Raw genomic sequence first — 23,421 nt, forward strand, 5'->3', positions numbered from 1 at the left:
GCCGCCCGCGGGGCGCGTGCCGATGCGATCGTCCTGGCGGTGTGGGCATTCCGGGCCGCGGACGCGGTCGATACGGTTGACGAGACCGTGGAGGTCACCGTCGGACCACGCCGACGGCACGGCGGCGGGAGCGCGGCCAGTGCGGCCGCGGCGGTGCTGACGCCCCTGGCCGAACTGCTGGAAGACGGTGTCGCCCATGCCGGTCCGGCGCTCCCGCAGGTGTTCGCCGGCGCGCATCGCGCCCTCGACGCCGCCGGGGCCCGCTGGCCGCACGACGCGCTCACCGAACTGCTCGACCAGCTCGCCGCCTACCGCGACCGCGCCGCGCGCCACGATCCCCTGCGCACCGCCGCGCTGATCGCGGAATTGGTGGCGCGACAACGCGCCGGTACCCGCGACCCGGTCGCGGTCCTCGGCACCGAGGAGGCCGCGCGGACCCCGCTGCGCCACCTCCGCCTCACCGGTTTGGGCGCGCGCGTTCACGGTGATGACGAATCCCGCTGTGTGGAGGTCTATCTCGCCCACCCCGAGGCGCGCATCGTCCTCACTCTCCGGCATACGATCGCCGTCCGGGAGGGCGCCGTCCCGCCGACCGCCGCCGCCCTCGGCGCGCGCCGCGCGGGCACGTCCCGCCTGCGCGAGCTGGCCGCGGGCCATATCGTCACCGAATCCGCCGTTCGCTCGGCGAACCGCGGCGTGCGCCTGGCCACCGGCCGCGTGGCGCGGACCTCGGTGCTGCCCGCCACCGGCGACTGGGACACACTGCCGCCCGAACTTCTCGTCACCGACCTCGACGCCGAGGCCGCACGCCTGGCCGCCCTCCCACCCACCGTCATCCGCCCCCGCGTCCGCGGCGAATCGGTACGTGCCGTCGCGGTCGAGCGCATCGACGCCATCCACTACCTCCCGGACGAACAACGCCTGGAGGCGACCGTGCACGCCCCGGCGGGCAGGGCCACCGTCACCTTCACCCACACCGCCGCCGCCCCCGGCGCACTGGACGATCTCGCCCGCACGCTCTCCGGCGACGCGGGTCCGATTCGCTTTCTCGCCGGAACCCTGGAACGCCACCACGGCCGCCTCACCCTGGACCCCACCGCCGTCGTCGCCGCAGCGGCGGTCGTGGTCCCCGCCTTCGCCACCACCGACCACCCGACGCCGTCGGGAGCCGCACTGCCCCGACCAGATCCACTCGCCGCCGTCCTCACCACCGCCCTCGCCCTGTCCGCCGAACTCCCCCACCGCGGCCTGCGACACCTGCCCCCGACCTGGTCCGCCCGCGCCGCCGACACCGCCGCCACCCTCCGCCGCCTCGGTCTGTCCGGTGCGGCCGCCGCCCTGGATCGCCTGTGCCGCACCCTCACCCACCCCGGGCCCGCCGCCCTCGACCAGTGGGCCGACGCCCATCTGCGGCTCCTGGTCACCGCGGAACGGCTCTAGCGCGACGCCGACCGATAGGGTGCCGTGGCACGATCCACCTCGGATACCGCTGCTGAGCGTGTTGGCACATCGTGTCGATGGAGCCGCGCCCGGAGTGCGCCTCGGTTCCCGGTGATGTCGGTCCCCGCACCTGCTGGGACCCGGTCCGCAACCCCTGCCTTGATACGGCCCTGAGCATGATCTTCGGCGTGGCCGGTTGGGCCGTGCGGTCGGCCGTCGTCGCGGTGACACATGCGAAATGCGATGCGGGCCGCCGCCGAGGAGGTGACGGCGCTCGCGCCGAGCCGTACGTCGGGCAGAATGTGCGGAGTCGGGGCGCGATCGGATGGAGGGACTGCGATGCGGATTTCGGTGGCGGCGGATGAGAACACCGGGGTGGCCGCGGCGGTGGTCGAGGAGTTACGGCGGCGCGGGCACGAGGTGATCGCGCACGGGGCACTGGCACCCGAGGAGCGCGACGACTGGGCGTGGGCCAGTGAGGCGGCGGCGCGGGATGTGGCCGAGGGGCGAGCCGAGCAGGGCGTGGTCTGCTGCTGGACGGGCACCGGGGCCTCGATCGCCGCGAACAAGGTGGCGGGGGTGCGGGCGGCACTGTGTGTGGACGCCTACTCCGCCGACGGGGCGCGCACGTGGAACGACGCGAATGTGCTGGCATTGAGCCTGCGGCTGACCTCGCGGGCACAACTCGACGAGATCCTGGACGCCTGGTTCGCCGGAGCGGCCAGTGCCGACCCCGGCGACCGGGCCAACATCGCGCACGTGGACGCCATCGAGTGACTACCCGGCGGCAGCCAAATCCGCATAGGTGAAACGCAATTCGCGTTCGAGGATCTTGCCGCTCGGACTCTTCGACAGGCGTCGGCAAGCACGACGTATCTCGGCACCTTGTACCCGGCCAGGGCAGAAGAGCTCGGTGACCCACGCCATACAGTCTCGCTGAGCAGGACCTTCAGACCGCCGGCCCGGTCCGCCAGCGCGCGCAGCGGCCCGCGTAGTGCGGCAGGTGGTCGCCGGCGAAGGCGGTCGCCGACCAGTCCGCCGCCAGCACCTCGGCCGTCCACACATAGGTCCACGCGGCGTGTGCGGACTCGCCCGCGTGGACGAAGATCGGCCGCAGGTCGTATTCGTCGTCCTCGAAGTCGTCCAGCACCCGCCACTCGGCGGCGGTCAGACCGCGCAGCACCGCACCGCGGGTCACCGCACCGGCGGCGGTGACGAGTCCCGGATAGACCCGGCCGGGCAGCCGCGCCGCCCGCCGCCCCGACACCCGGGCCGCGTCGAGCCGCGGTGTGCGGCCCAGCAATTCGACCAGCACCTCCGGAAACGTCAGGGTGCCGTAGACGAACAGCGGGTCGCTCGGCACCGGCAGCCGCCGGGCCCGGGGCGCACTCACCGGTTCACCGCTGATTCGCGAAGGGCGCGAACAGCGCCGGATCGTGCGAGTTCACGATGGTGATCTCGTGCCCGTGGTCGCGCCGCAGTTCCCGCAGCCGGCGTTGGTTCTCGCGATACACGCCGCCGAGGATCGATCCCAGCTCGTACGCCCGCCACAGCGCCGGGGTGTTCGGTTTCACCGGGTCGATGGAGCTGCCCACGAAGAAGGCGTCCCCGGCGTGCAGCAGCCAGCCGCGACCGGAGTCGACCGCCACGCCGACATGGCCGCGGGTGTGCCCGTGCAGCGGCACCACCAGGATCTCCGGCGGCAGGCCGGGCAGATCCCGCACCGTCTGGAAGCCGAACCACGGCTGCCCGCCCTCGATCTCGTTCACCATCCATTTCGGGCCGTGCGCCCACTGCGCCGCCCGGTACCGCAGGCGCTCACCCATCGCCCGCCGGGTGGTCGCGGCCCGGAACTCCGGACCGTGCACGTGCACCGTCGCCTCCGGGAAGTCCGACAGTCCGCCCGCGTGGTCGAGATCCAGATGCGTGAGGATGATGTGCCGAACATCGCGCGGGTCGTACCCCAACCGCTGGATCTGGCGGATGGCCGTCGCCTCCTGCCGCAGCTTCACACCCAGCATGAACCGCGTGGGACCGATCATCCGCTCGGGGTACCGCACGCAGTCCAACCCGTAGCCGGTGTCGACGAGAACGAGCCCGTCACGCTTGGTTTCGATGAGCAGACAATGGTCGACCATGCCCATGGACATGGTCCCGCAGTCGAGGTGATGAATCCGCACGTGCCCGAGAGTCCCAGACGGCATCTTTCGGGTCAATCGGAACGCACGAACCGATCGGTCAATGGGGCTGTTGGGACCGGATCACCTCGGCCAGGATCTCGTAGTCCTCGGTGCGCGCGGTGGAGGACCGGAAGGCCAGCCCGATGGTGCGTCCCGGCGCGGGCGGGGCGAAACGGGCGATATCCAGTGTGCCGCGCTCGGTTTCGGCCGAGACCGCCATCTCCGGGATGAGCGTCACCCCGAGGTCCCCGGCCACGCACTGCACCACTGTGGCCAGTGACGCCGCCCGGGTATCGCCCACGGTCCCCGGATGGGCGTCGTGGGAGCGGCACAGGTCGATGGTCTGATCGCGCAGGCAGTGCCCCTCGTCCAGCAGCAGCAGCGGCAGTGCGTGCAGATCGCCCGGCACCAGGTCGGTGCGTCCGGCCAGGATGTGCCCGCGCGGCACCACCAGCACGAATTCCTCCGTGTACAGCGGAATCTCGACCAGCCCCGTGGCCTCGGTGGGCAGCGCCAGCAGGGCCACGTCCAGGACGCCCGAGCGCAGCCCGTCCAGCAGCCGTGCGGTCTGATCCTCGATCACGTACGGCGCCAGCGCCGGGAGCTGGCGGCGCAGTTCGGGCAGCAGCGTCGGCAGCACGTAGGGCGCGACGGTGGGAATGATGCCCAGGCGCAGAGTGCCGCCGAGGCCGGACCCGGCCGCCGAGGCCACGAACCGGTCCGCGGCCTCCAGGGTGGCGATGGCTTGCGGCAGCAGGCGTTTGCCGGCCGTTGTCACGAGCACCCGCCGGGTGCTGCGCTCGATGAGCTTGAGCCCCAGTCCGTTTTCCAATGATGCCAGTGCCTGCGATAACGTTGGCTGGCTCACACTCAGCCGGTTCGCGGCGGTGCCGAAATGGCGATACTCCGCGATTGCCACGAACGCACGCAGCTGCGAGAGGGTCGGCTGATAAGTTTGATCAGACACGCCTATCAGTATAGTGCGACCGATCACCTTTACCTTTCACAGCGGTTTGGGCAAGATCGTTCGCGGCAGTCACGACACGATCGATCCGACTACGAAAGAGGAGCAAGCATGGCCCTGCTGACCATCGGCGACCAGTTCCCCGCCTACAACCTCAAGGCTGTGATCGGCGGCGACCTGTCGCAGGTGAACGCGCAGCAGCCCGACGACTACTTCACCCAGGTCTCGAGCGACGACTACGCGGGCAAGTGGCGCATCGTCTTCTTCTGGCCGAAGGACTTCACCTTCGTCTGCCCCACCGAGATCGCCGCCTTCGGCAAGCTGAACGAGGAGTTCGCCGACCGGGACGCGCAGGTGCTCGGCGTCTCCGTCGACAACGAGTTCGTGCACTTCCAGTGGCGGGCCCAGCACGAGGATCTGAAGACCCTCCCCTTCCCGATGCTGTCGGACCTCAAGCGCGAGCTGTCCGCCGCCACCGGTGTGCTCAACGCCGAGGGTGTCGCCGACCGCGCCACCTTCATCATCGACCCCAACAACGAGGTCCAGTTCGTCTCGGTCACCGCGGGTTCCGTGGGCCGCAATGTCGACGAGGTGCTGCGCGTGCTCGACGCGCTGCAGTCCGACGAGCTGTGCGCCTGCAACTGGAAGAAGGGCGATCCCACCATCCAGGCGGGCGAGCTCATGACCGCTTCCGTCTGAGCAACTCTGCCGTCCGAGTAAGGATTTCGCGCTGTGACCATCGAGAACCTGAAGAACTCCCTGCCCGAGTACGCCAAGGACCTCAAGCTCAACCTGTCCTCGATCGCACGCACCACCGTGCTGAACGAGCAGCAGCTGTGGGGCACCCTGCTGGCGTCGGCCGCCGCCACCCGGTCGGCCACCACGCTGCGTGAGATCGCCGAGGAGGCCGCGGACACGCTGTCGGCCGAGGCGTACAACGCCGCGCTCGGGGCCGCCTCCATCATGGGTATGAACAATGTGTTCTACCGGGGCAAGGCTTTCCTGGGCGGTCGCTACGACGACCTGCGCGCCGGTCTGCGCATGCAGATCATCGGCAACCCGGGCGTCGACAAGGCCGACTTCGAACTGTGGTCGTTCGCCGTGTCGTCGATCAACGGCTGCGCCCACTGCCTGGAGGCGCACGAGAACACGCTGCGCGAGGCGGGCGTGTCGCGTGAGGTGATCTTCGAGTCGCTGCGCGTGGCCGCGATCGTCGCGGGCGTGGGTCAGGCCGTGGCGTCCACCGAGGCGCTGGCCACGGCCACCGTCTAGCAACCGGCATACCCGGACGGGCCGCGCACCGCCACGGTGCGCGGCCCTTTCCGTGCGAGACGCTCACCACCTACCTCCCCCCACCGGCCCGATCACGTCGTAGCCTGGCACTCATGACCGTTCCGGAAAGCGATGGCACCCAGATCGACGTGGTTCGGGTCTTCACCGACCAAGCGGGACGTTTCGGCAATCGCCTCGGCATCGCCCGCGCCGCCGATGTCGCCGGGGTCGACCACCAGGCGCTGGCCGCGCGGGCCGGATACGCCGAAACCGTGGTGGTGGACGCGCCGACCGGCGACCGCACCCGCATGCGGATCTACACCCCGGCGGTGGAACTGCCCTTCGCCGGGCACCCCACCGTGGGCACCGGCTGGTGGCTGAGCGATCAGCGCACCCCGGTCACGGTCATCGAGGTGCCCGCCGGACCGGTCGAGGTGTCCGGGACCGACGGCATCACCTGGGTTCGCGCCCGCGCCGAATGGGCGCCCAAGTTCGAATTCCACCAGTTCGGCAGCGCCGAGGAGATGGCCACGCTGGACCCGGCCGACTTCACCTCCGGCGCGCACTACGTGTGGACCTGGACCGACGAGAACCGCGGTGCGTTGCGCGCGCGGATGTTCGCCCCCGCCATGGGTATCGCCGAGGACGAGGCCACCGGTGCCGCGGCCATCGCGCTCACCGCGCTGCTGCGGCGTAGCCTCAACATCACCCAGGGCCGGGGCTCGCAGATGTTCACCGAATGGGACTCCGACGGGTGGGTGCGGCTGGGCGGGCGCACGGTCGCCGACCATCCGGTGGTCGTCTAGCGCGACCGGTGATGAACGAAGTATGACGTCGCCTCGCACCGGAACTTTCCGGTGCGGGCCGCGGGTTGTACGGGCGGTACCGGACCCTGTTCACGAAGGAGGAAGCGTGACCGATACCCGCAAGGCGATTCTGGCCGGTGGCTGTTTCTGGGGGATGCAGGACCTCATCCGCAAGCAGCCCGGCGTGCTGTCCACCCGGGTCGGCTACACCGGCGGCGTCAACGACCATCCGACCTACCGCAACCATCCGGGCCACGCCGAGGCCGTCGAGATCAGCTACGACCCGGCGCAGACGGACTACCGGGCGCTGCTGGAGTTCCTGTTCCAGATCCACGATCCGACGACCAAGGACCGTCAGGGCAACGACATCGGCAGCAGCTACCGCTCGGCCATCTTCTACCTCGATGACGAGCAGCGGCGCATCGCCCTGGACACCATCGCCGACGTGGACGCCTCGGGTCTGTGGCCCGGCAAGGTGGTCACCGAGGTGACGCCCGCGAGCGAGTTCTGGGAGGCCGAACCGGAGCACCAGGACTACCTGGAGCGCTACCCGGACGGCTACACCTGCCACTACCCGCGGCCGAACTGGAAGCTGCCCAAGCGACAGACGGCGTGAGGCGACGCCGCCCGCGCCCCGGCGCGGGCGATGGTCGGTCGTGGCGGCAGGACGGTATCCCCTGGGCTGGACACGGTCCGGCGCAGCGCTGATCCTATGAGAGACAGCGTGATTCGCCGGTCCGAGTCCGGCCGAACCAGAGGAGGCGGCATGTCGTCCGCGTCTCGTCGCCAGCCGTGGCTGCCGCCGCGCTGGTTCATCCATCTGGCCTGGCACACCCACCGGGCGCTCTACCGCGTCAGTGGCGGGCGCGTCGGGCTGTGGCCACCCAAGGACCGCGAGCACTGGGGCACCCTGCGGCTCACCACGATCGGGCGCCGCACCGGGCGCGAACGCGGTGTCATGCTCGGCTACTTCGAGGACGGGCCGAATCTGGTCACCCTCGCCATGAACGGCTGGGGCGAGGGCGAACCGGCGTGGTGGCTCAATCTGCGCGCGCATCCGGAGGCCACCGCCGAGCTGAAGGGCGGCACCCGCGCGGTGCGCGGGCGCGCGGCAGCGGGTGACGAGCGCGCCCGGCTGTGGGACCGGTGGCGCGAGATCGACCGTGACCTCGATGCTTTCGCCGCGCGCCGCTCCACCGAGACCGCGGTGGTCGTCCTCGAACCCCGCACTGACGCCGCGCCCGATGTGAGGTGAGCAACAGGCTGGCTAATGTGCGGTGCGGATGCCCCGATGAAGGGGCGTATCGATTGCCTGCGAACGGAGAGCCCCTTTGCTGTCACGACGTCCGAGCAACCGTCCCATCCGCCGCGCCGCCAGCCGTCTGCTGACCGTCGGCGCTGCCGCCGCCGTGCTGGCGGCCCTGGATCCCGGCGCGGCCGGGGCACGGCCGATCGGGCCGTTCGATGTGGGCGGGGCGATCGAGGTCGAATACGACCAGGCGGGCGGGGGCGGATTCTTCGGCGATCCCACCACACCGGAACTGGACGCCGCCGGAGGCGGGCGGTTCCAGGTGTTCCAGCGCGGGTCCTCGATCTACTGGCATCCGGCGACGGGAGCGCATCAGGTCGGCGGGGCCGTGCGCGACAAGTGGCGCGACCTCGGGTGGGAGGCGGGAACTCTCGGCTATCCGGTCACCCGTGAGTACGGCACGCCCGTGAACCCCGGTCGCTACAACCACTTCCAGGGTGGTTCGATCTACTGGTCCGTCGGCACCGGCGCACACCAGATCGGCGGCGCGATCCGGGACAAGTGGGCCGCCTACGGCTGGGAGAGCGGTGCGCTGGGCTTCCCCATCACCGACGAATCCGCGGCGGGCAAGGACAACGGCCGCTACAACCTCTTCCCCGGCGGGGCCGTCTACTGGTCCGCGCGCACCGGGGCGCACGTGGTCTGGGGAGCCATTCGCGACCAGTGGGTCGGCCGCGGCGCGGAGAACGGCGTCTACGGCTTCCCCACCAGCGACGAGTACGACTACGAGGGCGGTAAGGCCCAGGATTTCCAGGGCGGCCGCATCACCTGGCACCCCTGATTTCGTTACTGGTGGAATCTCCAAATTCGGGTCGGCAACTCTGCGGGTGTTCGGGTAGCGCGGCGCGCACCTCCCCAATAGGGTCGGAGTTTGTGCAGATCAAGTCGATGCCGCAGGTGGCGCATGCCGCCATGTTGGGACTCGGGGTGTACCGCCCCCGCCGAATCGTCCCCAATGCCGAGATCGTGGACCGGATCAACTCCTCCGACGAGTGGATTCGAACGCGCTCCGGAATAGCCGCCCGCCGCTGGGCCGCACCGGACGAGACCATCGTCTCCATGAGCACCGCCGCGTCCCGGGACGCCTTGGCGGCGGCGGGAATCGATGCCGAGCAGATCGACGCCGTCGTGCTGGCGACCTCCTCGCAAATGGTGCTCGGACCGTCGGCGGGCGCGGTGGTGGCCACCGAACTCGGCATGCACGACACCGCGGCCTTCGACGTCTCCGCCGGATGCGCCGGATTCTGCTACGCGCTGGCCAATGCCGCGAGCCTGGTGCGCTCCGGGGAGGCCCGGTACGTACTGGTGATCGGCGTGGAACGGCTGTCGGACCTGCTCGACCCCACCGACCGCACCTGCGCGTTCATCTTCGCCGACGGCGCGGGCGCGGCCGTGGTGGGTGCGGCCGAGGCCGAGGGCATCGGCCCGGTGGCCTGGGGCTCGGACGGCAGCCAGACCTCGGCGATCAAGCAGGACAAGGACTTCCAGCAGTACTTCGCCGAGGTCGCCGCCGCGGAGGCCGCCGGGGGCAGCTCGGAGCGGCCCTACATCCGGATGAACGGGCAGGCCGTCTTCCGCTGGGCGGTCACCTTCCTGGAGAAGGCGTGCCGCGACGCGCTGGAGCGGGCGGGGGTGGCGGCCGAGGAGCTGAACGCCTTCGTACCGCACCAGGCCAACAGCCGCATCACCGACGCACTGGTCCGGACCCTGGGCTTGCCCGAAACCGTCGCCATCGCACGGGATATCGCCGAGACCGGCAATACCAGCGCCGCCTCCATCCCGATGGCCATGGAGCAGTTGCTGCGCTCGGGCGCGGCCAGGCCCGGCGACGTCACGCTGCTGCTCGGCTTCGGCGCGGGCCTGGCCTACGCGGGTCAGGTCGTGCGCATGCCCGCGGTGGTGTGATCGGCGATCCGGTCACCGACCCGGAATTCATCGCGGGGAAATTCGGTTGCCGAATCTGTCGGTGGCCGATGAGATCGTAGGGATCACGCCGTCACTACCGGCGACACCTCCCCCGATCGAAGGACTCCCGCCGTGGATACCGCCGTCAGTTCGCAGCCCGCCGGGCTCGCCGATAATCGGGCCGGGCGCCGCGAGTGGGTCGGCCTCGGCGTGCTCGCGCTGGCCTGCCTGGTCTACGCCATGGACCTGACCGTGCTGCATCTGGCGGTACCGCAGATCAGTGCGGTCCTCCAGCCGACCAGCGCGCAACTGCTGTGGATCATCGACGTCTACGGATTCATGGTCGCGGGCCTGCTCATCACCATGGGCACGCTCGGCGACCGGATCGGGCGACGACGCATCCTGCTGGCGGGTGCGGCGGCCTTCGGCCTGGCGTCGGTGATCGCGGCCTTCGCACCGACGGCGGAGGCATTGATCCTGTGCCGGGCGCTGCTCGGCATCGCGGGGGCGACCCTGGCCCCCTCCACGCTGTCGCTGATCTTCAACATGTTCCGCGACTCGCGGCAACGGTCGGTGGCGGTCGGCGTGTGGGTGGGCGCGTTCTCCGCCGGCGGCGCGATCGGACCGCTGGCGGGAGGCGTACTGCTGGAACACTTCTGGTGGGGTTCGGTGTTCCTGCTAGCGGTGCCGGTCATGGTGCTGCTGCTGGTGCTCGGGCCGAAGGTGCTGCCGGAGTTCAAGGATCCGGAGGCGGGTCGACTCGACCTGATCGGCGCGGCGCAGTCCGTGGTCACCATGATCGCGCTGGTCTTCGCCATGAAGCAGATCGCGCAGGACGGTATCGGCGTCGGCGCGCTGGCGGCACTGGCCGTCGGCGTCGCGGCGGGTGTGCTGTTCGTGCGGCGGCAACTGTCGCGGCCGGACCCCATGCTGGACCTGCGCCTGTTCAAACTCGGCGAATTCCGTACCGCGTTGACCGTCAATGTGATCGGCGTCTTCGTGGCCTTCGGGTACTTCCTGTTCATCGGGCAGTACTTCCAGCTGGTGCTGGGTATGTCACCGTTGCGGGCGGGTATCGCCATGGCGCCCTCGGGGCTGGGATTCATCATCGGTTCGCAGCTCGCCCCGCGCATCGTGCGGGTGCTCCGCCCGGCGTATCTGATCGGCGGTGGGATGAGCGTGGCGGCCGTCGGGCTCGCGCTGCTCACCCAGGCTTCGGCGGACAGCGGCCCGATGCTCGCCGTCGTGGCCTCCCTGCTGATCTCCCTCGGCCTGGCCCCGGTCTTCGGCATCACCACCGAACTGATCGTCGGCTCGGCCCCGCCCGAGCAGGCGGGCGCGGCATCGGGCCTCTCCGAGACCGGCGCGGAACTGGGTGGGGCCCTGGGCATCTCGATTCTCGGCAGCCTGAGCGTGGCCATCTACCGCGGCGACCTCACCACCCTGCCCGCCGGATTGCCCGCCGAGGCGAGCGAATCCGTCCGCGACACCCTCGGGGCGGCGGTGGCGGTGGCGGAGTCACTACCCGAGCAGGTCGGGACCGCCGTCCTGACCGCGGCCCGCGAGGCGTTCCTGCACGGCGTGCACCTGAGCGCGGGCATCGTGACCGTGGCCGCGGCCGTGCTGGCGGTCATCTCCGTGATCAAGCTGCGGCACATCCCGGCGGGCGAGCTGAACGGGCACGAGTAGGGCCCGGTCAGCTCGACGACCCGCCGCGGGCGCTCAGCCTGCGAATGGGTCCGATCAGTGAACGGTAGACCGGCCGGACGATACGGCCGGGCAGATAGCGATGGCGTTCCTCCTCCCAGACCCGGGCCCTGCGATGCGCCGCGAGCGGCGACCACCGATCGGGGTCCCGGGGCTGGGAGGTGCGGAATCCGATGCGGCACAGGTGCTTCGTATTGACGAAGCCGTACTGCGCGGGGCTTACCAGCCGCACCGGTGCGCCGTGATCACCGTCGAGCGGTCGCCCGTCGAGCCGGTCGGCGATCAGCACATCGGCGTGCAGGACGTCCTCGAGCAGCGTGATCGATCGGTAGCCGTCGAGACCGTCGAAGACGACGTGACTGATCACCGCGCCCGGCCGCAGCCGTGGCACCACCCGGGTGCGGTAGAGGGTCTCGAACGCGATCCCCTCCCACCGCAGACCGGTCGCGGACCAGCCTGCGACACAGTGGAAGTCGGCTTCGATCGCACGGCGCGGCAGTTCGGCGAGTCCCGCGACCGGCAGGGTGAAGCCCTCGGTCAGGGCACCGTCGACCGCGATGACCGGATCGTCGGGGATCGGCGGTGGCGGGTGGTGCAGATGCGTCCCGAACCGTGGGAATCCATCGACGGCGCGCTGACCCGGGGGAAGTTTCATGCCGATCCTCTGTCCTGCCGCAAGCGAACTGGTACCGCTCCATATAGGGCAAATGCTCTATATGGAGCGAACGTACTAGTTCCCTCCCGTCGCGCGCAAGGACTGTGACCGGCGGATCACACCGGTCGCAGTCCGGCTCCCACGCCGCCGTTGGCGTTCACGGCTTGCAGAATGTCGGCGATGGGGCGGAAGTACGCGGGCGAGTGGATCGGGAATGCCCCTGTCACGCACGGCATATCGATTCCGAAGGGGGTGACGTGCCCCTGGTTCATGCCGACGAGTTGATCGCCCACGGTGACCGGCCCACCGGAATCGCCCGGAATGGAACAGGACTGGTTGACAATGATGTTGCCCGCCGCACCCCAGACGACGCCGCAGTCGAAACCGCTGGAACGGCCGCTGGAGCAGACGGGCGCGCCGGGAGCGGGCGGTGCCCCGACTCCGGCGATGGTGGTCTGACCGACCGTGCGCACCGGAGTCACCTTGGCCGGATCGAATTCGATGACCGCGTAGTCCAGATCCTGGCCCTGATCGGAGAACACCACGGTGCCGAGCACACCGGTCGCGAGGGACCGTTCGGCCCGCACCGGCGACCCGGCCGCCGCGCAGTGTCCGGCGGTGAGGCCGACCAGCCGACCGGCGGCGTCGTAGCCGATGGCCGTCAGGGAACACGCCTCATGGGTGTTCAAGATGATTCCCGAACTGCCGCCCAGCACGGCCGGGGCCGGGTCGGCCGCGGCGCTGCCGACCCCGGCGATGGAAACCAGTGCCGCACCGACCACGGCTGCGATCGCGAAACGCCTTCTCATACCCGAATTCCTCTCGTAGCCGTGATCCCATCGCCCCGCCGTCACCAGTACTGACCGACGACGAGCAGCGCGCCCGGATCACGCGGATCGAGGGGATTCACCACCGACACATAGGCCCCGCCACCGGGATGCGCGGCGGCCTCGGCGGCGATCGCGGCGGTGCTGGCGTAGGTGCTGCCATCCGGCTCGGCCAATTGCGATTCCGGCTCCAGATCCACCCGCTGCGCACCGAACGGCACCAGCGCGTCGATTCCACCCGGAATCGGACCGGTCGCGAAGGCGGCGGTCTCACCCGGCGTGAGCACGACTCCGACCTCATCCGGTCCCATGAACGGGGTGACGGCCGACGCCGTGCCCGAACCCACCAGCACAGCGGCGGCACCGCCCGCCGCCGCGACGAAACCCAGGGAGATGACTCGAATACGCATGATCCCGCTCTTTCTCGATCGACACCGGACAACCGTCCGAATGGAGTGCTCAGAGTGAACACGTTCAGCAAATTTCTGGCAATCCACAGGTGTCGATTCAGACCTCGCGTGACCGGCCGTTCACCTTCCGTACACCAGCAAACCCCTGCACAATGCCGCTGCAACGCCGCCGCCGGGCAGTGGATGTAATCCTCGCCACCGGATGACCGTGACCTGTTGCGGTGGCGATATCGCCACCCTCAGGGCGGCAGCTATTAGACAGCTATCACCGAGTGCCAGGCCGGTTATCGCTGGGGGCTTCGGCGGTTACACCGGCCGCAAACCTGCCCCGATCCCACCCGCGACATCGAGCGCGTGCAGGATTTCCGTGATCGGGCGGAAGTAGGCGGGTCCGTACAGCGGAAACGCCGCGCTGACACACGGCAGGTCGATCCCCCACGGCTTCAGATGCCCCTGATTCATGCCGACGAGGCGGTCCCCCACGGTGACCGGTCCCCCGGAGTCCCCTGGGATGGAACAGGACTGGTTGTAGACACGCCCATCCACCGACCCCCACACCATCCCGCAGTCGAACCCACTGGACCGCCCGTCGGCGCACACGGTCATCCCGAAACCCGGAGCCGTCCCGATCCCGGCGATCGTGGTCGCCCCCACCGTGCGCACCGCGTTCACCCGGGCCGGATCGAATTCGATCACCGCGTAATCGAGCCCCTGCCCCCGGTCGGAGAACACCACGGTGCCGACCACACCGGCCTCGGACGACCGCTCCGCGCGCACCGGCGCACCGGCGTACGTGCAGTGCCCCGCCGTCAGGCCGACCAACCGGCCCCCGCCGTCGTATCCGATCATGGTGAGCGAACAGGGCTCGCTCGCCAACACGATCCCGGAACCACCGCCGAGCACGGCGGGCGCGGGTGCGGCCCCGGCGATGCCGCCGCCGCTCACGGCCGCGAGAACCGAACCCGCGAGGGCGACCAACGCGCGGCGAAACCTGACCATGGCATGCGTCCCTTCGTCGTACGGCCCGTGGAATGCTCGGGTGTCCTCACCATGATTCGCTGCCACCGCGCGGGCGCGATCACATCCGAGCGCGTTTCGTTCGAATATCGAGACCACCGGGACGGTCCGAGGAGGGATCGGGACGCAGACGACAACGTCCGGGTCGCGACGACCCCGGGCGTTGCACCGGACCGCGGCTAAGCGTCGAGGGCGCGGCCGAAGGCCGCCGCCATATCCGCGACCTGCTGTTCGGTGATGACGAAGGTGGGCGAGATCTGCAAGGCGCCCTGACCCGCCGCGCGGGTCGAGACGCCGTGCGCGCGCAGGGTTTTCACCATGGCGAGCGCTTCGGCGGGGTCGGCGAGCTGCACGGCCGCCACCGCGCCGACACCGCTGCGGACCTCGGCGACCCGCGGGTGCGCCGCCAGCGGCGAGAAGTGTTCGTGCAGCAGCGATTCCAGGTTCTTGCTGGCGTCGAGGAGGTGTTCACGCTCGATGATGTCGAGGTTGGCCATGGCCGCGGCGGCGGAGGCGGCGTGGCCGCCGTAGGTGTAGCCGTGGCGGAACCAGACGCCGCCGCCGAAGAAGGGGGCGGCGATGTGCGGGGCGATGAACACCGCGCCCATGGGCAGGTAGCCGGAGGTGAGCCCCTTCGCGGTGGTCATGAGGTCAGGCTGGAGGTCGAAACGGGAAGAGGCGAACCAGGACCCGCCGATGCGACCGAAGCCGGTGACCACCTCGTCGGCGATGAAGAGGATGTCGTGCTCGCGGCAGATACGGCGCACCTCGGTGAGGTAGCCCGGCGGCGGCGGGTAGACACCGCCCGCGCCGATAACGGGTTCGGCGAAGAAGGCAGCGATACGGTCCGCGCCGACCTCCGCGATGAGCGCGGACAGGGCGGCCGGATCGTCCCAGCCGACGGTGCGGGCGTCGGGCATGAATTCGCCGTAGCCCTCGCGGTTGACCGGGATGCCCGCGAGCGCGGTGCCCGCCACGTGCATGCCGTGGTACGCCTTCTGGCGGCCCACGATGACCGTCTTCTCGGGCTTGCCCTGCTCATGCCAGTAGCGGCGGGCCAGTTTGGCGGCGGTGTCGATACCGTCGGAGCCGCCGGAGGTGAAGAAGATCTTGCTGCCGGGCACCGGTGCGATGGCGGCGAGCCGCTCGGCCAGCTCCCGCAGCACCGGGGAGGCCAGGTCGCCGAAGTTGGAGTAGTGCGCGATATCGCCCAGCTGGGCGGCCACGGCGTCGGCGATCTCGCGGCGACCGTGGCCGACATTGGTGAACCACAGCCCGGCGGTGGCGTCCAGATACCGGTTCCCGGCCTCGTCCCAGACGTACGCGCCCGCACCGCGCGCGACCACGAACGCTCCGTCGCGCTCCACCGCACCCATATCGGCGAAGCCGTGCCACAGCGAACCCACAAGCACCTCCCTGGACCACCCGCCGCCCACACTTCGCACACGGCGCATTTCACTTCACGACTACGGTAGCCGCCGAGTGAGGTGGGCCCGCCACCGGACCGGACGGTCAGGGGCGGCGGACAAGGCGCAGCTGGCCGGGCTTGGCCTGCTCATAGGCGTCGCGGCCGGAGAGATGTTCGGGCACACCGACTTCCCACCAGGCCCCGGATTCGGTCCAGGAACGTGCCTGGGTGCGGATCACCACGACGGCCGGCCGCCGCTCGGCCAGCGCGGCGGTGCGGGCGTTCTTGTAGGCCACCCGGAACTGCACCAGATCGCCCGCGGTGAACACCAGGCAACCCATGGCGTGGGCGTGCTGGGCGAAGTCCACCCGCGGCGGGCGCGGATGGTTGCTGCGGCAGTCGGCGTAGAAGTTGTTGTACGGTTCACCGCCCTGACCCTCCTGGAGGCGGCCGATCACCGCGTACCCGTCGTTGTCGCAGACCACGGCCACCAGCGGATGTCCGGCGAAGGCGGCGGAGAACAGCTCCGAATTGAGCATCAGGTAGGAGCCGTCACCGAGCAGGGTGGTGACCAGGCCGCGGAAATGCGACATGGCCGCGCCCCACGCACCCGCGAGCTCGTAGCCCATACAGGAGAACCCGTATTCGACATCCATGGTGGGTTCACCGCCGGAGGCACGCCAGCCGCCGATGAGTTCGCCGGGCAGCCCGCCCGAGGCCGTCATGACGTAGTCGTCGGCGGTGCTGAGCTCGTTCACCACCCCGACGATCTGGGCGTAACTGGGCGGGCCGGGCGTCGGGGCGCGCAGTTTGTCGATATGGGTATCCCACTCCGACCGCGCCGCCGCCGCCCGCGCACTCCAGGCCGGATCGGCATTCCAACCGGTCATATGCGCGGCCAGGTCCTCCAGCGCGGTATCGGCGTCGGCGACCACCTCCAGCGCACCGTGTTTGACCGCGTCGAAGCGGGCCGCGTTGATATGGATGAGCCGCACGTCCGGATCGAACAGCGTCCACGAGGCGGTGGTGAAGTCCTGGAGCCGGGTGCCGACCGCCAACACCGCGTCGGCCTGGGCGGCCAGGGCGTTGGCCGACGCCGAACCGGTGATGCCGAGCGGTCCGGCGTAGAGCGGATCGTCGTGCGCGACGAGCGTGCGCCCCGCGGTCGTCTCGGTAACCGGAATCCGATGCCGCCGTGCGAATTCCAGCGCTCGCGCCGCGGCACCCGAATAGCGCACCCCGCCACCGAGCACCAGCAGTGGGCGCTTCGACCGCCGCAGCGCCGCGGCCGCCTCCTCCAGACTGCGCCGGTCCGCGCGCGGCCGCGGCACCCGGTGCACCACCGGTTCGAACAGCCGCTCCGGGAAGTCGAAGGTCTCGGCCTGCACATCCTGCGGCAGTGCCAGCGTCACCGGTCCCGCTTCGGCCGGATCGGTGAGCACCCGCGCCACCTGCGGCAGGGTGGCGAGCAGCTGTTCGGGCCGGGTGATGCGGTCGAACCAGCGGCTCACCGCCCGGAACGCGTCATTGACGGTGACGGTCGGATCGCCGAAATGCTCCACCTGCTGCAGGACCGGATCGGGTGCGCGGCCGGTGAAGGTGTCCCCCGGCAGCAACAGCAGCGGTAGTCGATTGGCGTGTGCCACCCCGGCGGCGGTCACCATATTGAGCGCCCCCGGCCCGATGGAGGAGGTGGCGACGCCGATCTGCCGTCGATGCGTGGCCTTGGCCAGCCCGACCGCGGCCAGCGCCATCCCCTGCTCGGTGTGCCCGCGCCAGACCGGGATCACATCGCGCCGCTCCTCCAGCGCGGTGCCCAGCCCCAGGACGTTGCCGTGCCCGAAGATGGCGAAAACCGCCGGGAACATGGGCACTTCACGCCCGTCGAGAGTTTCCGAATGCTGTGCGATGAGCCAGGCGACCAGCGCCTGCGCGGTGGTGAGTTTCATGCGGACAACCTCATTCGATGCGACCTTTGTGGTCGGTGAGCGGGCAGCGCGGGTCGAGTGTCTCGTGGTGCCACTGGTCCCGCACCCAGGCGTGGGCGGGATCGTCGCAGAAGGCCATCGACCGCTCCGCCGCGGGACCGGCCAGCACATTCAGGTAGTACATGGGGTAACCGGGCGCGGCGATACACGGACCGTGATACCCGTGCGGAATCAGGAAGACGTCACCGTCGCGCACCGCCACGTTCTCGTCCAGCGTGCCGTCGGCGGTATAGGTGCGGTGCATACCGAAGCCAGTGGGCGACGGCGTGATTCCGTCGGGACCGGCGATGCGGAAGTAGTAGATCTCCTCGTTGGCGACCTCGCATTCGGTGGACTCGTCGTGCTTGTGCGGCGGATAGGAGGACCAGTTGCCGTCGGGGGTGAGCAGTTCGCAGGCATTGAGTTTGTCGGCGTGCTCCCAGACGCCGGGAGTACCGAAGTTGACGACCTGCCGGGTGGCGCGGCCCGCACCCCGCACCTCGACCGGAACCTCTTCGGCCGGGCCGTATTTCGGGGTGAGTCGGCGGGTGCAGCGGGCCATCGGCAGTGCCACCTCCACCCCGGAGTCGGTGGCCAGCTCCACCTCGGCGTCGCGGGGCACGTAGGCGAAATCGGTGACCCGCGTGAAGACCGAGTCCCGGCCCTCCAACGCGAAGACCTCACCGTCCACCCGTACCGTGCAGGAACCGGCCAGCGGCAGCACGAACGCCTCGAACTCCCCGGTGTGCACCGTGCGCCGGGCTCCGGGCGCGAGTCGCAGCACCCGCAGACCCGTGTAGGTCCAGCCCGCCGTCTCTGGGGTGAGCAGGATGGGATCCGCACCCGCGGTGAGGGTTCCGGCCGGGCGGTGCAGTGCGCTCATTTCGCGGCCCCCAGCGTGCGGGCGGCCGCGTCCACGGCGGCGGCCACGTCACCGTCGGGCGGGTACAGCAGACTGCGGCCGACCACCAGCCCGCGCACCACCTCGTGACGCAGCGCGGTGCCCCAGGATTCGAGATCGGCGGCCGGATCACCAGAGGGCACGCCACCCAGTACTACCACCGGTAGCGTGGTCGCCTCCAGCACCGAAATATCTTCGGGCGCCGGAATTTTCAGCCAGGTATGCGCGGAGGTGATTCCCAGCCCGGCCGCCACCGTAATGGCCCGCTGCAGCGAGGCCGCGTCCTTGCACATGACCAGCGCCCCGGACTCGTCGCGTCGGTAGGGCAGCGGTTCCACCATGGCCATCAGCCCGTGCGCGGCCAGGGCCGATACCGCGCGGGCGCAGGCGTGCAGCGTCGGCGCGGTCGACCGGTCCGAATCCACCAGGCGCAGCAGCATTTTGCCGCCGTCGAGCCCGAACTTCACCAGTGATTCGGCGTCGTATCCGGTGAAACGGTCGTCGATCTCCCAGTCCGCCCCGGCCAGACCGCCCCGGTTCATGGAGCCGACCACGACCTTGTCGTGCAGGGCGTCCAACAGCAGCAGCTCCTCGACGATATCGGGTGAGCCGAGCACACCGTCCACGGCCGGATGCTCCAGGGCGATGAGCAACCGCTCCAGCAGCGTGCGCCGATCCGCCATGGCGGTGCGGTCCGGGCCGACACCCAGCGCGCCGCGCGCCGGATGGTCGGCGGCCACCAGGAACAGGGTGCCGCGCTCGGACAGCAGCCGCTCGCGGCGACGGCGGTCGGCGTAGGCGCGCGGCACCGCGTCCGGGTCGGTGGCGCGCACCCGCAGCAGTTCCTGCCAGCGCTCATCGGTCAGGTGCACAGCAGCTCCTCGATCTCGGTCGCGGTGGGCATGGCGTCGGCGCAGGCCAGCCGGGCCGCCACCAGCGCACCGGCGGCATTGGCGTAGGTGGCGATGCGGTGCGGGTCCCAGCCCGCCAGCAGCCCGTGGGCCAGCGCCCCGCCGAACGCGTCGCCCGCGCCGAGACCGCAGACGACCTCCACCCGGCAGGGCGGTACGGTGGCGCGGTCGTCCGCGGTCGCCACCAGCACGCCCTCGGCTCCGCGTTTGATCACGGCCAGCTCGACGCCCCGGGCCAGCAGCCGGTCGGCGGCCGTGTCCGGATCGTCGGTGCCGACCGCCACCTTGGCCTCGGTGCGATTGCCCACCACCACGTTCACGTGGTCGAGCATCCAGTCGATCTCGGTGTGGGCGGTGTGCTCGTCGGGCCAGAACATGGGCCGGTAGTCGAGATCGAGCACGGTGTGGCCGCGCCTGCCGCGCCGCCGCAGCATCTCCCGCTGGGTCGAGCGGCCGGGCTCCGCGCTGACCCCGGTACCGGTCACCCACAGCAGCGGCACGGAATCGACCGTGTCCCAGGGAACCTCGTCCTCGGTCAGGGTGAGGTCCGGGGCGGTGGGCAGCCGGTAGAACAGCAGCGGTGGATCGGCGGGCGGATTCAGTTCGCAGAAGACCACCGGGGTGAGCAGATCCGGCGCGGTCGACACATAGCGGGCCGACACCCCGAAACCCTCCAACGCGGTGCGCACGTAATCACCGAAGCCGTCCGGCCCCACCTTGGTGAGCACCGCCGCGCGCCGCCCCAGCCGCGCCGCGGCGACCGAGACATTGGTGGCGGTGCCGCCGAGGAACTTCGCGAACGTCCGCACCTGGGCCAGCGGCACCCCGCTCTGCTCGGGATACAGATCGACCCCGACCCGGCCGACGGTCAACACCTCCAGATCCGTCACTCCGACACCACCCGCGCCAATTCGTGTTGCAGCGCCTCGAGTTCCGCACCACCGGCCATCTGGCGGGTGAGTTCGGAGAGCTCGATCTCGTTCTTCTCGTACGAGCCGAGCATGGTGCCGCGCTTGAGCAGCAGGAACCGGTCACCCACCGGATAGGCGTGATGCGGATTGTGGGTGATCAGTACGACGCCCAGGCCACGGTCACGCGCCTGCACCACGTACTTGAGCACGATGCCCGCCTGTTTGACGCCCAGTGCGGCGGTGGGCTCGTCGAGGATCAGCACCTTCGCGCCGTAGTGCACGGCGCGGGCGATGGCGATGCACTGCCGCTGCCCGCCCGACAGCGTGCCGACGGGCTGCTCCAGATCGCGAATGTCGATACCCATATCGTCCAGCGCGTGCCGGGTGATCTCCATACCCTTGCGCCGGTCCAGCAGCCGGATCGGGCCGTAGTTCCTGGTCGGCTCGGAGCCCAGCACGAAATTGCGCCACACGCTCATCAGCGGCACCACCGCGAGGTCCTGGTACACGGTGGCGATACCGCGATCCAAAGCCTCACGCGGGGAGGAGAATCGGGTCGCGGTGCCCTCGATCCGCAGCTCACCCCGATCGTGCTGGTGCACCCCGGACAGGATCTTGATGAGGGTGGACTTGCCCGCGCCGTTGTCGCCGAGCACGCAGGTGACCTCACCCGCCCGGACCACGGTGGACACCTCCCGCAGGGCCACCACGCCACCGTAGCTCTTGCCGATGTCGACGGTCTCGATGAGTGGGGTGGTCATCGCCGTACCCTTTCCGCCTGCTTCTTGAAAGCATTGTTGACCAGGACGGCCGACAGCAGCAGCACACCGAGGAAGAGCATGAACCAGTCACTGTTCCAATTGGCGTAGACGATGCCCTGCCGGGCCATGCCGAAGATGAGCGCGCCGATGGCCGCGCCGACCACCGAACCGAAACCGCCGGTCAGCAGGCAGCCGCCCACCACCGCGGCGATGATGTACTGGAACTCCAGTCCCACACCCTGATTCGCCTGCACACTGGTGAAGCGCAGCAGATTGCACGCGCCCACCACCCAGGCCGCGAACGCGGTGCCCATGAACAGCAGGATCTTGGTGCGCACCGCGGGCACGCCGACGGCGCGGGCGCTGGGCAGCGCGCCGCCGACCGCGAAGATCCAGTTGCCGAAGCGGGTGCGCACCAGCAGCAGGGCGGCCAGTAGGGTCAGCACGATCCACCACACCACCGACGCCTGGATGTGAGCGTCGCCGATATCGGTGGTGGAGGCGAACACCCAGCCCGCCGACTCGTAGCCGTCGGCGCTGCGAATCCCCGAGACCTGCACGGTGCCGGTGGCCAGCCGGGTCACGCCGAGATTCAGACCCTGTAGCGCCAGGAAGGTGCCCAGGGTGACGATGAAGCTCGGCAGGCCGGTGCGCATCACCACCCAGCCGTTGAGCGCGCCCACGGCCAACGCGAAGACCAGCGAGGCGGCGAGGGCGAACCACACGTTCCAGCCGAGCTCCACCGCCAGCAGCGCGGTCACCAGCGCCGTGGACGCGGTCATCACACCGGCGGACAGGTCGAACTCACCGCCGATCATGAGCAGCGCCACCGCCACCGCCATGATGCCGAGGGTGGAGGCGTCGTCGAGCCAGTTCGCCACTCCGCCCGGGCTGAGGAATTCGTCGGTGATCACCGAAAAGAAGAAGAACACCACCATCGCGCCGATCGCCGCACCGATCTCGGGCCGCACGATCAGCCGCTGTAGCAGCGGCGGCGGGCTGTCCTCTCGCCGATCGGCGGGTCCAGCGGGTTCCTTTGTCACAACAGCCATTTCGTTCTCCCGACCGGTGCTCACCGCGTGCCCTGGGCGACCAGGCCGCCGATGGCGTCGACATTGGATTCGTCCACGAAGGCCGGGCCGGTCTGCACCGGACGTCCGCCTCCGACGGTATCGAGATTGGTTTTGTACAGCTCCAGCAGCACCACCGGCAGATAGCCCTGCTCGTACTGCTGCTGGTCGACGGCGAAGAGCAGACTGCCCGCCCGAATCGCCTCCACCACATCGGTATTCAGATCGAAGGTGGCGATGGCGGCCTCCGAGCGTGCCTCCCGGGCGCCGTCCACCGCGCGGGCGGCGATCTGCGAGTTCAGGGTCAGCACGGCGTCGATGGAGCGGTCCGCCTCCAGTGCGCCGCGAATCCGGGCCTGGGCGTCGGTGGGGTTGTTGATATCGACCTGGAGGGTGGCGGCATTGCCGAAACCCTGCGTCGCACCCGCGCAGCGCTCGTTCGCGCCGATATTGCCCGCCTCGTGAATGACGCAGAGCATCTTGGTCTTTCCGGCGTCCTTCAACCGCGCCCCGGCGGCCTCACCCGCGAACCGTTCGCTCTGGCCGACATGGCCGATGGCGCCGAACTCGGCGCTCTCGGACTCACCGGAATTGATGGTGACCACCGGAATTCCCGCCGCCACCGCCTTTTCCACCGATTCGCGCAGGGCGTCGGGGTTGGCCATGGAGACCACCAGGCCGTCCACGCGCTGGGCCACGGCATTGTCGATGAGCTTGGCCTGCTGGCTCGGATCGCCGGAGGAGTTGTATTCGACGCGCACGCCGAACGTGTCGCCCGCGGCCTCGGCCCCGTTCTTCACCACGTTCCAGAAGGCATCGCCGGGTGAGCCGTGCGTGACGAACGCGACCGATTCCAGGGTGCCGACCTCGACCGGTGCGCGGGTCTGCGTTCCCACCTCCGCCCCGGGGCCGGTGCACGCCGCGAGTACGGCCACCGCGACGGCCGACAGTGGTAGTAGCCACCGCCACCGTCGCGGTCTGGTCTGCTGAGACATCGTCG

The 23,421-nt window shown here is 70.0% G+C and carries 25 protein-coding genes; 10 read left to right on the forward strand and 15 right to left on the reverse strand.

The window, feature by feature from the left end:
* Nucleotides 1-1,440, forward strand: a 1,440-nt coding sequence (locus ON31_RS19370) for a YehQ family protein (RefSeq protein ID WP_039815602.1), incomplete at its 5' end; no start/stop codon positions are given.
* A 339-nt stretch (nt 1,441-1,779) separates the two neighbouring features.
* Nucleotides 1,780-2,217, forward strand: coding sequence for an RpiB/LacA/LacB family sugar-phosphate isomerase (locus ON31_RS19375; RefSeq protein ID WP_029925897.1), 438 nt, complete (start codon nt 1,780-1,782; stop codon nt 2,215-2,217).
* Nucleotides 2,218-2,389: 172 nt separating this feature from the next.
* Here ON31_RS19375 and ON31_RS19380 read toward each other — a convergent pair whose 3' ends face one another.
* From ON31_RS19380 to ON31_RS19390, 3 genes are read right to left on the reverse strand one after another with little or no spacing between them, the layout of a single operon-like run.
* Nucleotides 2,390-2,833: a gamma-glutamylcyclotransferase family protein gene (locus tag ON31_RS19380; protein ID WP_063821534.1), complete on the reverse strand. Its 444-nt coding sequence runs from the start codon at nt 2,831-2,833 to the stop codon at nt 2,390-2,392.
* Between the two features lie 4 nt (nt 2,834-2,837).
* Nucleotides 2,838-3,620: an MBL fold metallo-hydrolase gene (locus ON31_RS19385; RefSeq protein ID WP_039815603.1), complete on the reverse strand. Its 783-nt coding sequence runs from the start codon at nt 3,618-3,620 to the stop codon at nt 2,838-2,840.
* Nucleotides 3,621-3,678: 58 nt separating this feature from the next.
* The gene (locus tag ON31_RS19390; RefSeq protein ID WP_039815604.1) at nt 3,679-4,587 is read right to left on the reverse strand and encodes a hydrogen peroxide-inducible genes activator; all 909 of its coding nucleotides are present in this window, start codon (nt 4,585-4,587) and stop codon (nt 3,679-3,681) included.
* Nucleotides 4,588-4,695: 108 nt separating this feature from the next.
* Here ON31_RS19390 and ON31_RS19395 point away from each other — a divergent pair, with 108 nt between their 5' ends.
* The 8 genes from ON31_RS19395 to ON31_RS19430 all read left to right on the forward strand — a co-directional run bounded on the left by ON31_RS19395 (nt 4,696) and on the right by ON31_RS19430 (nt 11,565).
* Nucleotides 4,696-5,283: a peroxiredoxin gene (locus tag ON31_RS19395; RefSeq protein WP_029925889.1), complete on the forward strand. Its 588-nt coding sequence runs from the start codon at nt 4,696-4,698 to the stop codon at nt 5,281-5,283.
* A gap of 33 nt (nt 5,284-5,316) precedes the next feature.
* Nucleotides 5,317-5,856, forward strand: coding sequence for an alkylhydroperoxidase, AhpD family (gene ahpD, locus ON31_RS19400; RefSeq protein ID WP_029925887.1), 540 nt, complete (start codon nt 5,317-5,319; stop codon nt 5,854-5,856).
* A gap of 113 nt (nt 5,857-5,969) precedes the next feature.
* The gene (locus ON31_RS19405) at nt 5,970-6,662 is read left to right on the forward strand and encodes a PhzF family phenazine biosynthesis protein (RefSeq protein ID WP_039815605.1); all 693 of its coding nucleotides are present in this window, start codon (nt 5,970-5,972) and stop codon (nt 6,660-6,662) included.
* Between the two features lie 154 nt (nt 6,663-6,816).
* Complete coding sequence (gene msrA, locus ON31_RS19410) at nt 6,817-7,278, forward strand: peptide-methionine (S)-S-oxide reductase MsrA (RefSeq protein WP_228809089.1); 462 nt, start codon at nt 6,817-6,819, stop codon at nt 7,276-7,278.
* A 150-nt stretch (nt 7,279-7,428) separates the two neighbouring features.
* Nucleotides 7,429-7,917, forward strand: a complete 489-nt coding sequence (locus ON31_RS19415) for a nitroreductase/quinone reductase family protein (protein WP_039815606.1) — start codon at nt 7,429-7,431, stop codon at nt 7,915-7,917.
* A gap of 76 nt (nt 7,918-7,993) precedes the next feature.
* The gene (locus tag ON31_RS19420) at nt 7,994-8,752 is read left to right on the forward strand and encodes an LGFP repeat-containing protein (RefSeq protein ID WP_306306422.1); all 759 of its coding nucleotides are present in this window, start codon (nt 7,994-7,996) and stop codon (nt 8,750-8,752) included.
* A gap of 107 nt (nt 8,753-8,859) precedes the next feature.
* The gene (locus ON31_RS19425; protein WP_039815630.1) at nt 8,860-9,876 is read left to right on the forward strand and encodes a beta-ketoacyl-ACP synthase 3; all 1,017 of its coding nucleotides are present in this window, start codon (nt 8,860-8,862) and stop codon (nt 9,874-9,876) included.
* A gap of 132 nt (nt 9,877-10,008) precedes the next feature.
* Nucleotides 10,009-11,565 (forward strand): MFS transporter, encoded by a 1,557-nt coding sequence (locus ON31_RS19430; RefSeq protein ID WP_039815608.1) that lies wholly within the window; start codon nt 10,009-10,011, stop codon nt 11,563-11,565.
* Between the two features lie 7 nt (nt 11,566-11,572).
* On the opposite strand, the gene ON31_RS19435 is transcribed toward ON31_RS19430, so the two are convergent.
* From ON31_RS19435 to ON31_RS19490, 12 genes are all read right to left on the reverse strand, one after another.
* Nucleotides 11,573-12,238 (reverse strand): molybdopterin-dependent oxidoreductase, encoded by a 666-nt coding sequence (locus ON31_RS19435; protein WP_051037495.1) that lies wholly within the window; start codon nt 12,236-12,238, stop codon nt 11,573-11,575.
* A 116-nt stretch (nt 12,239-12,354) separates the two neighbouring features.
* Nucleotides 12,355-13,047, reverse strand: a complete 693-nt coding sequence (locus ON31_RS19440; RefSeq protein WP_039815612.1) for a S1 family peptidase — start codon at nt 13,045-13,047, stop codon at nt 12,355-12,357.
* A 41-nt stretch (nt 13,048-13,088) separates the two neighbouring features.
* The gene (locus tag ON31_RS19445) at nt 13,089-13,475 is read right to left on the reverse strand and encodes a hypothetical protein (protein WP_039815614.1); all 387 of its coding nucleotides are present in this window, start codon (nt 13,473-13,475) and stop codon (nt 13,089-13,091) included.
* Nucleotides 13,476-13,781: 306 nt separating this feature from the next.
* Complete coding sequence (locus tag ON31_RS19450; protein ID WP_039815632.1) at nt 13,782-14,474, reverse strand: chymotrypsin family serine protease; 693 nt, start codon at nt 14,472-14,474, stop codon at nt 13,782-13,784.
* A gap of 197 nt (nt 14,475-14,671) precedes the next feature.
* Entirely contained in the window at nt 14,672-15,946 is a 1,275-nt protein-coding gene (locus ON31_RS19455) for an aminotransferase family protein (RefSeq protein ID WP_051037496.1), read from the reverse strand.
* Nucleotides 15,947-16,004: 58 nt separating this feature from the next.
* The gene (iolD, locus tag ON31_RS19460) at nt 16,005-17,849 is read right to left on the reverse strand and encodes a 3D-(3,5/4)-trihydroxycyclohexane-1,2-dione acylhydrolase (decyclizing) (protein WP_039815615.1); all 1,845 of its coding nucleotides are present in this window, start codon (nt 17,847-17,849) and stop codon (nt 16,005-16,007) included.
* 10 nt (nt 17,850-17,859) lie between these two features.
* Nucleotides 17,860-18,750, reverse strand: a complete 891-nt coding sequence (gene iolB, locus ON31_RS19465; protein ID WP_039815616.1) for a 5-deoxy-glucuronate isomerase — start codon at nt 18,748-18,750, stop codon at nt 17,860-17,862.
* A complete protein-coding gene (locus ON31_RS19470) occupies nt 18,747-19,640 on the reverse strand; it encodes a Cgl0159 family (beta/alpha)8-fold protein (RefSeq protein WP_039815617.1) in 894 nt (297 codons plus the stop codon). Before ON31_RS19470 ends, iolB begins: the two co-directional genes overlap by 4 nt.
* Nucleotides 19,631-20,569 carry a 5-dehydro-2-deoxygluconokinase gene (gene iolC, locus ON31_RS19475; RefSeq protein ID WP_029925861.1) on the reverse strand — a complete coding sequence of 313 codons (939 nt, stop codon included), beginning with the start codon at nt 20,567-20,569 and terminating at the stop codon, nt 19,631-19,633. Before iolC ends, ON31_RS19470 begins: the two co-directional genes overlap by 10 nt.
* Complete coding sequence (locus ON31_RS19480; protein WP_039815619.1) at nt 20,566-21,351, reverse strand: ATP-binding cassette domain-containing protein; 786 nt, start codon at nt 21,349-21,351, stop codon at nt 20,566-20,568. The genes iolC and ON31_RS19480 overlap by 4 nt, the downstream gene beginning before the upstream one ends.
* The gene (locus tag ON31_RS19485) at nt 21,348-22,403 is read right to left on the reverse strand and encodes an ABC transporter permease (protein WP_051037499.1); all 1,056 of its coding nucleotides are present in this window, start codon (nt 22,401-22,403) and stop codon (nt 21,348-21,350) included. The genes ON31_RS19480 and ON31_RS19485 overlap by 4 nt, the downstream gene beginning before the upstream one ends.
* Before the next feature lie 20 nt (nt 22,404-22,423).
* The gene (locus tag ON31_RS19490) at nt 22,424-23,416 is read right to left on the reverse strand and encodes a sugar ABC transporter substrate-binding protein (protein WP_039815620.1); all 993 of its coding nucleotides are present in this window, start codon (nt 23,414-23,416) and stop codon (nt 22,424-22,426) included.
* Nucleotides 23,417-23,421 lie beyond the last annotated feature (5 nt).

Source organism: Nocardia otitidiscaviarum NBRC 14405, from assembly GCF_000308635.1.
In the GTDB taxonomy this organism is placed as follows: domain Bacteria; phylum Actinomycetota; class Actinomycetes; order Mycobacteriales; family Mycobacteriaceae; genus Nocardia; species Nocardia otitidiscaviarum.